The following is a 12333-nucleotide window of genomic DNA, read 5'->3' as shown; positions in this document are numbered from 1 at the left end:
GCGGCCCGCCGACACCGTCATGGCCGCGATCGGGCCGCTCGCAAGGGATGCGGGCAGACGGCGTTGTTCAGGGAATGGCCGGACGCCGTGCGTCGCCGAGGCTCGCGGCACGTTCGATCGCTCGTCGCGCGACGTCGCGAACGCCCGCGCTCATCGGCAAATCGTCGCGGTCGAGCTCGGCGAGATCGAACCAGCGCGCGTCGAGCGCGTCGTCGCCGGCAGCAGGTGTGCCGCGCAACCAGTTGCACAGCACCGCGACCATGACGAAATGTTGGTGCACGTTGCCGCCGGCATCGTAATCGAAGGCATCCAGCGCGGTAAAGACGTCGAGTGCCTCGACGTCGACGGTCGTCTCTTCCACGATCTCGCGCACGATCGCGCTCGCAATCGATTCGCCTGCTTCGATCTTGCCGCCGGGAAAGCCCCAGCAGCCCGCATCGGGCGGATTGGCGCGGCGCACCAGCAGCACGTCGCGTTCCCGCAGGACGACGCCGATCACGGCGGGAACGGGGCGTATGGAGGCGATGACGCCGGTCGGGGAGCGGGGCGAGTCGGACATGACGGATCGATGCGTGCGCGTGGTCGAGAGGGCGGCCGGTGACGATTCACCGCGCGTCGTGCGTTCGCTGCTCGATCGCGCGGATCACGGCGACCATGTCGTCCGCACCATGTCCGGCCCGCTCGGTCTCGCCGTAAAGCGCGTGGCAGATGTCGAGCAGCGGCGACGCGATGTTGGCGCCGCGCGCGGATTCCGCGACGAGGCGCGCATTTTTCAGCACGTCGGTGATCGCGGCCTGCACCGAGAAATCCGCCGCGACGAGTTTGCCGAGTTTCACGCGCGACACGTCGCTCGCCATCGGTCCCGCGTTCAGCACGTCGGCGAAGCGGGCGAGATCGATACCGTGGCTTTGCGCGAAATGCGTGGCTTCGGTCAGGCCGGTGACCATCGTGATGAGGAACAGGTTCACGGCGAGCTTCATCGTCAGCGCCGACGGTACGTCGCCGCACACGAAGCTGTCGCGGCACAGCGGCTTCACGAGCGCGCGGACGGCGTCGACGTCGTCCGGCGCGCCGGCGAGCATCACGACGAGTTGGCCGGCTTCGGCCGGCTTGCGCGAACCCGACACCGGCGCTTCGACGTAACGGCCCGACGCGGCGGCGATTTCATCGGCCAGCGCGCGCGAATAACCGGGTGCGTTCGTGCCCATGTTCACGATGGTGTGCCCGCCGACACGGGTAGCAAAACCGGGCGTGCCGCGCGCGAGAACGGCGTCGATTGCCGCGTCGTTCGCGAGCATCAGGATCACGGTGGAGCAGGCGGCGAACACGTCGTCGGCGTGCTCGGCCACGCGTGCGCCGGCGTCGCGCAACGCATCGTCGCTGCCGTGCGACCGGCTCCATACGACGAGCGGCGTGCCGGCCCGCGCGAGATTGAGCGCCATCGGCGTGCCCATCACGCCGAGGCCGATGAATCCGACTGCGGTTTGCATGTTGTGACTCCCACGGTGGGTGGAGACGATCGTGGGCGTCAGTATCGCAGCGTTTCCGCACGTCTGCCATGTCGTCCCCGCACCCGCGGGAGCCACGTCACGGCCGCGCCGTCGTGTCCGCCCTGTCAGCAATGTCAGCCATGTCGGCCAAAAACGGCCACGGATAGATGCCGCGGGCATGGCCGTCGCCGAAGAGGGCGCGGATGCCGTATCCGGCTGCTTCGAGGCCGGCCAGCGTCAGGTCGGGCCGCGCATCGACACGACCGCCGTCGAGCCGGATCCTTCGGCATTCCGCACACGGGCAATCGCCGCGCAGCCGCGCATAACCGATGTGTTGCGTGCGACCGTCCGGCCAGCGGAGCGTCAACGTGCGTGTAGCGTGATCGAGTGCAATTTCGGTCGGCGCGATCATCGCGGCGCGTCGTCGATTTGCCGGATCGCGATTCGCACGGCTTTGCGTACTTCCGGATCGTGATCCTCCAGCGCGTGGGTGAGCGCGGGCAACGTCGCGCGGTCGCGCAATTCACCGAGCGCAAGCGCGGCTTCCTTGCGCAGGTTGCTGATCGCATGCGACATCAGTGCGACGACGGCCGGCGCCGCAGCAGCATCGCGCAGTTGCCCGAGCGCACGCGCGGCACGCAAGCGCACCTGCCAGTAGTCGTCGTCGAGCGCGGCGGCGAGCGGGTCGCGCGCGGCCGCGACCCGCAACTTGCCGAGCGTCGTGGCCGCTTCCTCGCGCACCTGCCATTCGCGGTCGCGCAGCGCGGCGAGCAGTGCGTCGATGGTGGCCGCATCGTCGGGTGCCGCGAACCCGATCGCGCCGACCGCGGCGCGTCGCACGTCCGCTGCGGCATCGGTGGTCGCGATGCACGCGAGCGACGGCAGCGCACGCGGATCCCTGAGCCAGCCGAGCACCGCGACGGCTTCGGCGCGCACGGCGGCGTGTTCGGCATCGAGTGCGCGCAGCGCGGGCGCGAACGCGCCGGGGTCGCGCAACTCGCGCAATCCGCGCAGCACGGCACGGCGCACGAACGACTCGGGCCGGTCGGCCCATCGGCACAGCACGGCACCCGATGCCGCGTCCTTCAGTTCGGACAGGCTCTGCGCGGCGGAGGCGCGTACACCTTCGTCCGGATCGAGCAATGCGCCGCACAGTGCGTCGACGACGTCGGGCTGTTCCCATGCGCCGAGCACGCGCGCAGCCTCGCTGCGTACGTCGGCCGACGGATCGTCGCACAGTGCCGCAACGAATGACGGCACCAGATCGGATTCCTCGAGATCGGCAAGCTCGATCAGTGCGATGCGGCGCACGGATGCGTCGGGCGCGGCGAGGCGGAGGGCGAGTGCGGCACGATCCGGATCGTGCGTGCCGGGCAGCGAGGCGGTGGAAGAGAAAGCGGTCATGGGCAAAGGATCGGTTCGGTGAAAAAGCCGCTGCTCGCGCAGCGCGATGCATGGGCGGCGCGGCATGATGGCGCGAACCTGGCGAACGCCGGTCCGGCCGTCACGTCGTCGATGCACGGCCCGCGCGGGCGGCGCGACGACGACCGGCCGCGCGCGCGCTCAGCGCAGCAGGTAAGGGATGTCGACCTTGACCGCGCCGGTCGGGCAGTCGCGCTCGCACGGCATGCAGTACCAGCATTCGTCGAACTGCATGTAGGCCTTGCCCTTGGTCACGTCGATCGCGAGCAGGTCGAGCGGGCACACGTCGACGCAGACGGTGCAGCCCTTGTCGGCAATGCAGCGTTCCTCGTCGATCGTCACGGGCGCGCTGCTGCGCAGGAAGATGTCGTGCGGGGTATGGGGCACGGTAGGGCTCCTCAGAGGGCGGCCGCGAGCGCGGCCGGTTCGCGGATGCGAAGATTCGTGTAGGCGCCGCGATCGTCGTCGGCGAGCGGCACGACGTACGGTTCGACCGGGCGCTTCTCGCTGCGCATCGCGCCGTCGGCGTCCTTGCGCAGCCAGGTGTGGCAGAACCATTCGGCGTCGTTGCGATGCGGAAAGTCGACGCGATGGTGGTACAGCCCCCAGCGGCTCTCGGTGCGGAACAGCGACGCGCGCGCGGCCATTTCCGCGCAGTCGCGGATCGCGCGCACCTCGGCGGCGCGCATCAGTTCGTGCGGATGGCTTGCCTTTATCTCTTCGATATCCTCGGTAATGGCATCGAAGCGCTGCAGCCCGATTTCCATTTTGCGTGTCACTTTCGGCGGTTGCAGATAGTCGTTCACCATGCGGCGCAGCTTGTATTCGACCTGCGCCGGTGCCAGGCCGCGCTCGCGCAGCAGCGGGGCAAGCACGCGCTTGCGTTCGGCGGCGACCTGTTCGTCGTTCACCGGCGCATGCTCGCGGCCGGCCACGTAATCGGCCGCGTTCTGCCCGGCAAACCAGCCGTACGTAAATGCGCCGAGCATGTAGTTGTGCGGGACGGCCGCCATGTCGCCGGCCGCGTAAAGGCCGGGCACGGTCGTCTCCGCGCGTGCGTTCACGTACACGCCGGACGCGCTGTGGCCGCTGCAGAAACCGATCTCGGAGATGTGCATCTCGACCATCTGGCTGCGGTAGTCGGTGCCGCGCCCCGCATGGAAGCGGCCGCGGCTCGGCCGCTCGTTCGTATGCAGGATCTGCTCGATGGTCTGGATCGTTTCCTCCGCGAGATGATCGAGCTTGAGGAACACGGGGCCGTTGCCGCTTTGCAGTTCCTGGTAGAACTCCCACATCATCTGGCCGCTCCAGTAGTCGCATTCGATGAAGCGTTCGCCCTTGCCGTTCGCGGTGAAACCGCCGAGCGGGCCCGTCACGTACGCGCACGCGGGGCCGTTGTAGTCCTTGATCAGCGGATTGATCTGGAAGCACTCGAGATTCGCGAGCGCGGCACCGGCGTGATAGGCCATTGCGTAGCCGTCGCCCGCGTTGGTCGGGTTCTCGTACGTACCCATCAGGTAGCCCGAGGCCGGCAGGCCGAGGCGGCCGGCCGCGCCGCAGCAGAGAATCACGGCCTTCGCGCGGATCACGTGGAACTCGGCCGTGCGGCAGTCGAAGCCGAGTACGCCGCTCGCGCGGCCCTGTGCGTCGGTCAGCACGCGCGTCGCGACGATCCGGTTCGTGATCGCGATGCGCGCGCGCTTCAGTTGCCGGTACAACACCTTCTTGATGTCGTGTCCTTCCGGCATCGGCAGCACGTACGAACCCATGTGATGGACCTTCTTCACCGCATAGTCGCCGGTGCCGTCCTTCTCGAACTTCACGCCCCAGCGGTCGAGCTGCTCGATCGTCGCGAAGCTGTGTGTCGCATACGCGTACACGGCTTCCTGGTCGACGATCCCGTCGTTGGCGATCGTGATCTCGCGCGTGTATTGCTCGGGCGTCGCATGCCCGGGAATCACCGCGTTGTTCAGGCCGTCCATCCCCATCGAGATCGCGCCGCTGCGTTTCACGTTGGCTTTTTCGAGCAGCAGCACGCGCAGGGACGGGTCGCGCTCCTTCGCCTTGATCGCCGCCATCGGGCCGGCCGTGCCGCCGCCGACCACGACGATGTCGTATTCGAGCACATGGGTAGTCATCATTGTTTCCTTGCAGGTTTGCGCGGTTTTTGCCGGTCGATGCGCAGCCGGTACTGGAAGGCATCGCCGCGGAAGTACAGATATTCGTAGTCGATCGGTGCACCCGACGCGTCATGCGTGAGGCGCTCGATGCGCAGCACGGGGCTGCTTTCCTCGACGTGCAGCGCATCGACGATCTCGTCGTCGGCGAGGATCGCGTCGATCGACACGTCGGCATGGCCGAGCGGAATGCCGCAGTCGTTTTCCAGCACGAGGAAGATGTCGCGGGTCGCGAGATCGGCACCCGCGAGGCGCTTGCCGAGCGCCTCGGGCACCCAGGTCTGTTCGAGCGACACGGGCTCGCGGTTCAGCAGCCGCACGCGGTGAATCTCGACGAGCGGCGCGCCTTCCGGCACGTTCAGCTTCGTTGCGAGATGGCGGTCGGCCTTGACGGTTCGGACACTGCGCACCTGGTTGACGATCTCGTAGCCCATCGACGACATCGCCTCGGCGAAGCCCTGCAGCGACGTCACGTTCTGGAATGCCTTCGGCTTCGACACGAAGGTGCCCTTGCCGTGCAGCTTGAACAGCAGTCCTTCCTTCTGCAGATCGCCGAGCGCCTGGCGCACCGTGATCCGGCTGACGCCGAACGCCGCGCAGAGTTCATGCTCCGAAGGCATCCGGCTGTGCGGCGCATAGGTGCCGTCGAGGATGCGTGCGCGCAGCGTGTCCTTGATCTGCACGTAGAGCGGGGCCGCGGACAGCGGCACGACGTTGGGTGAGGTCATCGATCAACTTGTTATGACAAGATCGTTCGAGTGTAGTCAGCGCGATCGCGCGTCCCAACCAACGATTTCTGATTTCGACTTTCCGATTCCGGAAAAGCACGGCGGCAGGGGCAGACCGAACGGACGATCCGGCGTGATGTGTCGATCCGATCCCCCCATGACGGGTGAAGTGGAGCGGCGGACAATCAGGAAATTCGCGGGCGCATGTGCCGCGCGTGTCGATTTCCCGATGCGTCGTCCGTCGTATCCATGTCGACCGGGCATTGCACCGTGCGGGTAGCGCCCGGGTACCGAGGATTGCCGTAACGAAAAGGAGACATCCCATGCCGGATTCCCGATACCGCTGGGTCATCGTCGCCGCGGGCGGCTTGATGGGCTGCATCGCCATCGGCGCGATGTTTTCGCTGCCCGTTTTCCTGCGCGCGATCGCGCGCGACACCGGCTGGTCGATGACCGGCATTTCCGGCGCGATGACGCTCGGCTTCATCGCGATGGCCTTCGCGAGCATGGGGTGGGGCAGCCTGTCGGACCGCGTCGGCACGCGCCCGGTCGTCATGACGGGCGCCGTCCTGCTGTCGGCAAGCCTGGCGCTGGCGAGCCGCGCGCCGTCGCTGCTCGCGTTCCAGCTGACTTTCGGCCTCGCCGTCGGCGGTGCGACGGCCGCGATATTCGCGCCGATGATGGCATGCGTGACGGGCTGGTTCGACACGCACCGCAGCCTGGCGGTGTCGCTCGTGTCGGCCGGCATGGGGATGGCGCCGATGACGATGGCCCCGCTGGCCGCGTGGCTCGTGTCGGTGCGCGACTGGCGCACGTCGATGCTGCTGATTGCGGCGCTGGCGGCCGTCGTGATGATTCCGGTGTCGCTGCTGGTGCGCCGGGCGCCCGCGCTCGACGGCGCGCATGCGGCCCCGGCGGCCTCCGCGGCTCCTGCGCCGGCCGGTGACCCCGCGGCGATGTCGGTCGCGCACGCGCTGCGTTCGCCGCAGTTCATCGTGCTGCTGCTGACCAACTTCTTCTGTTGCGCGACGCATTCCGGCCCGATCTTCCATACGGTCAGCTACGCGGTGACTTGCGGGATTCCGTTGATCGTCGCGGTGTCGATCTACAGCGTCGAAGGGCTCGCCGGCATGGGCGGCCGGATCGCGTTCGGGATCCTGGGCGACCGCATCGGCGCGAAGCGCACGCTGGTGGCCGGGCTGTTTGCGCAGGCGCTCGGCGCGCTCGGGTACGACTTCGTGCGCACGCTCGACGGGTTCTACGCGGTCGCGACCTTGTTCGGCTTCATCTATGCGGGCGTGATGCCGCTGTATTCGGTGCTCGCGCGCGAGAACTTCCCGCTGCGGATGATGGGCACCGTGATCGGCGGCTGCGCGATGGCCGGCAGCCTCGGGATGGCCGCGGGCCCCGTGGCCGGCGGTCTGATCGTCGATACGTTCGGCAGCTATGGCTGGTTGTACGTCGGTTCGTTCGCGATCGGCGTCGGCGCGTTCCTGATGGCGATGATGTTCCGCCCGTTCGCGAAAGCGCGGCCGGAAACGGTGGCCGCGTGACCCGGCGGCGGAAACACGGCGGCCTGAATTTCACCGTATCGGCGCGGCTCGGCCCCGCGCTGCCACTGACAAAAAAACAGGGCCGGCATTGCGTCCGTTCGCGGGTGTCTGGACAGCCCGCAGCCCGCTGCGGCGCAGCAGCGCGGCAAATGATGCCGATCGGCACGCATGCGCGGCGATTCGGCCCCTAAAAACGCAATGTCGAGCATATATTCGAAGGGCCTGTCATACCCGCGTCACCCTGCTAGAATTCGGCCTGCCGCATTGTTCCGATTGACTGATGAGATTGCTTGACGCCCTGGTCGAACAACGTATTGCCGCCGCCGCCGCGCGGGGCGAGTTCGACGATTTGCCGGGTACCGGCGCGCCGCAGGCGCTGGATGACGACCTGCTCGTGCCCGAGGAGGTGCGGGTGGCCAACCGTATCCTGAAGAATGCGGGCTTCGTGCCGCCGGCCGTCGAGCAATTGCGCGCGCTGCGCAACCTGCACGACGAAGTGCAGGCGGTCAGCGACCGCGCCGCGCGGTGCCGGCTGCAGGCGAAGATCCTCGCGCTCGACATGGCGCTCGAATCGCTGCGCGGCGGCCCGATGGTGATGCCGCGCGATTACTGCCGGCGCATCGCGGAGCGCCTGTGCGAGCGCGGGCTCGACGAAGCGTCCGCCGAAGCGGGGCCGATGTGACGTCCGACGCGCTGCACGACGCAGCCCGCCCGGCAGACACCCCGGCGGCCGAACCCGCCGCCGATTCCCCCGTTCCCGAAGCTGCGCCCGTATCGGCGCGCGACCTGCATTTCATGCGTCTCGCGCAGGCCGCCGCCGAAGAGGCGCGCGCGGCCGGCGAAGTGCCGGTCGGTGCGGTGCTCGTGCGCGGCGATGAAGTGATCGCGCGCGGCTTCAACCATCCGATCGGCGGGCACGACCCGTCGGCCCATGCGGAAATGGCCGCCCTGCGCATGGCCGCGCAGCATCTGCAGAATTACCGGATGCCCGGCTGCGAGCTGTACGTGACGCTCGAACCGTGCCTGATGTGCGCGGGCGCGATCATGCATGCGCGTATCGCGCGGGTCGTCTACGGCGCCGCCGATCCGAAGACGGGCGCCTGCGGCAGCGTGATCGACGCGTTCGCGAATCCGCAGCTGAACCACCATACCGAAGTGACCGGCGGCGTGCTCGCCGACGAGTGCGGCGCCGCGCTGAAGTCGTTCTTCGCCGAGCGCCGTCGCGCGCTGCGCGAAGCGCGGCTGGCCCGCGACGCCGAATCCGGCGCGTCATAGGCGCGCCCGCCGCCCCGACCCAAGCCGGGGCATGTACGGCTTCGTGAACCGGAGACGGTTCAGACCCTCTAAGCAGGTTTGACGACCCGACACCTTTCGCCATGTCCTTCCAGCCCGCCGCGTCCTACACCATCCGGCTGCTTGCGCCGTCCGGCTATCCGCACGACCCCGACGCGATCAACCGCGCGCTCGAGCGCCTCAGCACCGCACAGCACCGCATCGAGAACATCGAGGCGACGCAGCGGCGCTTCCAGCGGTTCGGCGGCACCGACGGCGAGCGGGCAGGCGACCTGAACCGTCTTGCCGATCCCGAGCGGCCGCTGCCGGACATCGCGCTGGCGGTGCGCGGCGGCTACGGCGCCGCGCGCATCCTGCACGGGCTCGACTATCGCGGGCTCGAACGCAGGCTGCGCGACCAGCCGGTCGCGCTCGTCGGCCACAGCGACTTCACGGCACTCCAGCTCGCGCTGTACGCGAAGGCACGCATCAAGACGTTCGGCGGCCCGATGCTGTCCGCCGATTTCGGCGCGGAAACGCCGAGCGACTTCACGATGCAGCACTTCTGGCAGACGCTGACGCAGCCGAGCACGACGATCGTCGCCGACGCGCCGCAGGTGCAGAGCGTGAACGTGACGGGCACGCTGTGGGGCGGCAACCTCGCGATCCTCTCGTCGCTCGTCGGCACGCCGTACATGCCCGACATCGAAGGCGGCATCCTGTTCATCGAGGACGTCAACGAGCAGCCGTTCCGGATCGAGCGGATGATCTATCAACTGCACCTGTCGGGGCTGCTCGCACGCCAGCAGGCGCTGGTGCTCGGCCAGTTCACCGGTGCGCGGCCGTTCGAGTACGACAACGGCTACGACATGCAGGCGATGATCGAGCAGGTGCGCGCGGTGGTCGGGATTCCGGTCGTCACGGGGCTCCAGTTCGGCCACGTGCCCGACCTGCTGACGCTGCCGTTCGGCGCGCACGCGCAGCTGGTCGCGAATGCGCACGGTTTCCGGCTCACGCTGTCCGACTATCCGCACCTCGGCTGAGATGGGTGAGATCGATCGAAAGGCGGGTTTCCCGCCTTTTTCTTTAGGTAAGCACGCAACTAACGATCAAGTTTTTTCGTCGACATCCGCAGCACGGTCGCCGAATTTTGCACCAGTTTTGTCAACAAAAAAGCCGGGAGGGTATACGACGAGAAGGGCCTCTGTCGTACGTCTCGGCCTTGTCGTGCATGGATTCGACGCATCATGCACCGAACGGGGTCGCGTCGATGCACGCTGATTGTGCGCAATGCTGGAAAAGAATTGTTGACAATCTTTATGTCCGCCCTAGGATGAGGATCATCACACGATGCCGATCATGAACGAGCCCGAAGCCCACCTGTCCGGTGCAGCCAGCCCCGAAGCGATCGCCGAGCGGATCCGCACGGCGATCCTCGAGCATCGGCTCGCGCCTGGTTCGAAGCTGACGGAGGCGCAGCTCTGCGACGTATTCGGCGTGAAGCGCGGGACGATCCGCCAGGCGCTTGCGCAGCTCGCGACCGACAAGCTCGTCGAGCTCGAGCCGAACCGCGGCGCGTTCGTCGCGAGCCCGACGCTGCAGGACGTGCACGAGGTGTTCGAGATGCGCCGGATCATCGAGCTCGCCGTGGTCGAGCGGCTCGCGACCGGGCCCGGCGCGAAGCGGCTGAAGGGCGTCGCCGCGCTGATCGACAAGGAACGCAAGGCGTTCGAGCGGCACGACTTCGCGGCGTGGATCCGGCTGTCGGGCGAATTCCACACGGCGCTCGCCACGCTGATGGGCAATGCGACGCTCAGCGAGTGCCTCGAAGGGCTCGTCGCACGCTCGACGCTGATGTCGGCGCTGTACGAATCGCACGGGCGCAGCCCGTGCTCGTGCGACGACCACGAAGAGATCCTCGCCGCGCTGGAGGCGGGCGATCCGAAGCGGGCGGTGACGCTGATGGCGCACCACCTGCAGCATGTCGAACTGAAGATGCTGGACCGGCCCGCACAAGGGCAGGTCGATTTGCGCGAAGTGTTCGGCGGCGCCTGAGCGGCGACGCGAACCCGGCCGCGCGCCACATAACGAGCGAAATGCAGGCCCGCGGCGTTTGCCGCGGGCCGCTGGTCCGACTCCGGGCGTCGATCCGGAGCGATATCGATGACGGTGGAGCGGCCATCCGGTCGCGTCAAGGAGAAGTCATGGCTCAGTTCAGTGTGGCGCACGATAGCGCTTATCCGGCCGAAGAAGGCGGCGAGGGCGGCGACCCGACGCTGCCGAAGGGTTACAGCGAACGTCTGTATAACGAAGATTTGGCACCCCTGAAAAACCAGACATGGGGTTCGTACAATATCTTCGCGTTCTGGATGTCGGATGTGCACAGCGTGGGCGGCTACGTGTTCGCGGGCAGCCTGTTCGCGCTCGGGCTGACGAGCTGGCAGGTGCTGATCGCGCTGATCGTCGGGATCAGCCTCGTGAACGTGCTGTGCAACCTGATCGCACGGCCGAGCCAGCAGATCGGCGTGCCGTATCCGGTCGCGTGCCGCGCGACGTTCGGCGTGCTCGGCGCGAACGTGCCGGCCGTGATTCGCGGGCTGATCGCGATCGCGTGGTACGGCATCCAGACCTATCTCGCGTCGAGCGCGCTCGTGATCGTCGTGCTGAAATTCTTCCCGCAATGGCTGCCTTACGCGGACGTGCATCGCTACGGCTTCCTCGGGCTGTCGGCGGTGGGCTGGGCCGGCTTCATGCTGCTGTGGGTGCTCCAGGCGTTCGTGTTCTGGAACGGGATGGAGACGATCAAGAAGTTCATCGACTTCGCGGGGCCGGCCGTCTACGTCGTGATGTTCATCCTCGCCGGCTACATGGTGTGGCGCGCGGGCTGGCGCAACATCGGCATCAACCTCGGCGGCGTCAAGTATCACGGCGCGGAAGTGATTCCGGTGATGATCACGGCCGTGTCGCTGGTCGTGTCGTACTTCTCCGGGCCGATGCTGAACTTCGGCGATTTCTCGCGCTACTGCCGCTCGTTCGGCGAAGTGAAGCGCGGTAATTTCTGGGGGCTGCCGGTCAACTTCCTCGCGTTCTCGCTCGTCACGGTGATCACGACGGCAGCGACCTTGCCCGTGTTCGGCGAACTCATCACCGACCCGGTCGAGACGGTCGGCCGCATCGACCATCCGACCGCGGTGATCCTCGGCGCGCTGACGTTCACGATCGCGACGATCGGCATCAACATCGTCGCGAACTTCGTGTCGCCCGCGTTCGACTTCTCGAACGTCGCGCCGCGCCTGATCAGCTGGCGCGCGGGCGGGATGCTCGCGGCCGTCGCGTCGATCTTCATCACGCCGTGGAACCTGTTCAACAACCCGGCCGTGATCCACTACACGCTCGACGTGCTCGGCGCGTTCATCGGCCCGCTGTACGGCGTGCTGATTGCGGACTTCTACCTCGTCAAGCGCGGCCGGCTCGTGCGCGACGACCTGTACACGATGTCGGAAAGCGGGACGTACTGGTACACGGGCGGCGTGAACCGCCGCGCGCTCGTCGCGCTGTTGCCGGCTGCGGTGATCGCGATCGTGTGCGTGATGGTGCCGGGCTGGCAGGGCGTCGCGAACTTCTCGTGGTTCATCGGCGCGGGGCTCGGCTTCGTGTTCTACCGGCTGCTCGTGAACACGAAGGCCTGAGG

13 protein-coding genes are annotated in these 12333 nt (G+C 67.5%); 6 read left to right on the top strand and 7 right to left on the bottom strand.

Annotated features, from left to right (window positions below; all coding sequences use genetic code 11):
• Positions 1-67: 67 nt before the first annotated feature.
• From APZ15_RS14870 to APZ15_RS14840, 7 genes are all read right to left on the bottom strand, one after another.
• Positions 68-559: an NUDIX hydrolase gene (locus APZ15_RS14870; RefSeq protein ID WP_027787117.1), complete on the bottom strand. Its 492-nt coding sequence runs from the start codon at positions 557-559 to the stop codon at positions 68-70.
• A gap of 46 nt (positions 560-605) precedes the next feature.
• Positions 606-1490, bottom strand: coding sequence for an NAD(P)-dependent oxidoreductase (locus APZ15_RS14865; RefSeq protein ID WP_027787118.1), 885 nt, complete (start codon positions 1488-1490; stop codon positions 606-608).
• Between the two features lie 97 nt (positions 1491-1587).
• Positions 1588-1902, bottom strand: a complete 315-nt coding sequence (locus APZ15_RS14860; RefSeq protein WP_027787119.1) for a gamma-butyrobetaine hydroxylase-like domain-containing protein — start codon at positions 1900-1902, stop codon at positions 1588-1590.
• Complete coding sequence (locus APZ15_RS14855) at positions 1899-2894, bottom strand: HEAT repeat domain-containing protein (protein WP_027787120.1); 996 nt, start codon at positions 2892-2894, stop codon at positions 1899-1901. The genes APZ15_RS14860 and APZ15_RS14855 overlap by 4 nt, the downstream gene beginning before the upstream one ends.
• Before the next feature lie 159 nt (positions 2895-3053).
• On the bottom strand, positions 3054-3299 hold the full coding sequence (locus APZ15_RS14850) for a 4Fe-4S dicluster domain-containing protein (RefSeq protein WP_006764074.1): 246 nt from the start codon (positions 3297-3299) through the stop codon (positions 3054-3056).
• Between the two features lie 11 nt (positions 3300-3310).
• Entirely contained in the window at positions 3311-5050 is a 1740-nt protein-coding gene (locus APZ15_RS14845; protein ID WP_027787121.1) for a fumarate reductase/succinate dehydrogenase flavoprotein subunit, read from the bottom strand.
• Positions 5050-5817, bottom strand: coding sequence for a GntR family transcriptional regulator (locus tag APZ15_RS14840; protein WP_027787122.1), 768 nt, complete (start codon positions 5815-5817; stop codon positions 5050-5052). The genes APZ15_RS14845 and APZ15_RS14840 overlap by 1 nt, the downstream gene beginning before the upstream one ends.
• Before the next feature lie 323 nt (positions 5818-6140).
• Here APZ15_RS14840 and APZ15_RS14835 point away from each other — a divergent pair, with 323 nt between their 5' ends.
• The 6 genes from APZ15_RS14835 to APZ15_RS14810 all read left to right on the top strand — a co-directional run bounded on the left by APZ15_RS14835 (position 6141) and on the right by APZ15_RS14810 (position 12331).
• Positions 6141-7370, top strand: coding sequence for an MFS transporter (locus APZ15_RS14835; protein WP_027787123.1), 1230 nt, complete (start codon positions 6141-6143; stop codon positions 7368-7370).
• Between the two features lie 280 nt (positions 7371-7650).
• Positions 7651-8052 carry a DnaJ family domain-containing protein gene (locus APZ15_RS14830; RefSeq protein ID WP_006478536.1) on the top strand — a complete coding sequence of 134 codons (402 nt, stop codon included), beginning with the start codon at positions 7651-7653 and terminating at the stop codon, positions 8050-8052.
• A complete protein-coding gene (tadA, locus tag APZ15_RS14825) occupies positions 8049-8645 on the top strand; it encodes a tRNA adenosine(34) deaminase TadA (protein WP_021160355.1) in 597 nt (198 codons plus the stop codon). Before APZ15_RS14830 ends, tadA begins: the two co-directional genes overlap by 4 nt.
• 101 nt (positions 8646-8746) lie before the next feature.
• The gene (ldcA, locus tag APZ15_RS14820) at positions 8747-9685 is read left to right on the top strand and encodes a muramoyltetrapeptide carboxypeptidase (protein ID WP_027787124.1); all 939 of its coding nucleotides are present in this window, start codon (positions 8747-8749) and stop codon (positions 9683-9685) included.
• A gap of 307 nt (positions 9686-9992) precedes the next feature.
• Positions 9993-10697 (top strand): GntR family transcriptional regulator, encoded by a 705-nt coding sequence (locus APZ15_RS14815; protein ID WP_027787125.1) that lies wholly within the window; start codon positions 9993-9995, stop codon positions 10695-10697.
• 149 nt (positions 10698-10846) lie between these two features.
• Positions 10847-12331 carry an NCS1 family nucleobase:cation symporter-1 gene (locus APZ15_RS14810; protein WP_027787126.1) on the top strand — a complete coding sequence of 495 codons (1485 nt, stop codon included), beginning with the start codon at positions 10847-10849 and terminating at the stop codon, positions 12329-12331.
• The last annotated feature ends 2 nt before the right edge of the window (positions 12332-12333 follow it).

Source organism: Burkholderia cepacia ATCC 25416, assembly GCF_001411495.1.
GTDB classification, from domain to species: domain Bacteria; phylum Pseudomonadota; class Gammaproteobacteria; order Burkholderiales; family Burkholderiaceae; genus Burkholderia; species Burkholderia cepacia.
The sequence above is the reverse complement of the archived record's forward strand: the minus strand, read 5'-3'. Positions and strand labels throughout refer to the sequence as shown.

What these genes read in the sequence shown, in the direction of transcription:
- APZ15_RS14840 (WP_027787122.1), bottom strand. Translation starts at nt 5,817, where the DNA reads ATGACCTCACCCAACGTCGTGCCGCTGTCCGCGGCCCCGCTCTACGTG.
- APZ15_RS14845 (WP_027787121.1), bottom strand. Translation starts at nt 5,050, where the DNA reads ATGACTACCCATGTGCTCGAATACGACATCGTCGTGGTCGGCGGCGGC.
- APZ15_RS14835 (WP_027787123.1), top strand. Translation starts at nt 6,141, where the DNA reads ATGCCGGATTCCCGATACCGCTGGGTCATCGTCGCCGCGGGCGGCTTG.
- ldcA (WP_027787124.1), top strand. Translation starts at nt 8,747, where the DNA reads ATGTCCTTCCAGCCCGCCGCGTCCTACACCATCCGGCTGCTTGCGCCG.
- APZ15_RS14830 (WP_006478536.1), top strand. Translation starts at nt 7,651, where the DNA reads ATGAGATTGCTTGACGCCCTGGTCGAACAACGTATTGCCGCCGCCGCC.
- APZ15_RS14865 (WP_027787118.1), bottom strand. Translation starts at nt 1,490, where the DNA reads ATGCAAACCGCAGTCGGATTCATCGGCCTCGGCGTGATGGGCACGCCG.
- APZ15_RS14870 (WP_027787117.1), bottom strand. Translation starts at nt 559, where the DNA reads ATGTCCGACTCGCCCCGCTCCCCGACCGGCGTCATCGCCTCCATACGC.
- APZ15_RS14860 (WP_027787119.1), bottom strand. Translation starts at nt 1,902, where the DNA reads ATGATCGCGCCGACCGAAATTGCACTCGATCACGCTACACGCACGTTG.
- APZ15_RS14855 (WP_027787120.1), bottom strand. Translation starts at nt 2,894, where the DNA reads ATGACCGCTTTCTCTTCCACCGCCTCGCTGCCCGGCACGCACGATCCG.
- APZ15_RS14810 (WP_027787126.1), top strand. Translation starts at nt 10,847, where the DNA reads ATGGCTCAGTTCAGTGTGGCGCACGATAGCGCTTATCCGGCCGAAGAA.
- APZ15_RS14815 (WP_027787125.1), top strand. Translation starts at nt 9,993, where the DNA reads ATGCCGATCATGAACGAGCCCGAAGCCCACCTGTCCGGTGCAGCCAGC.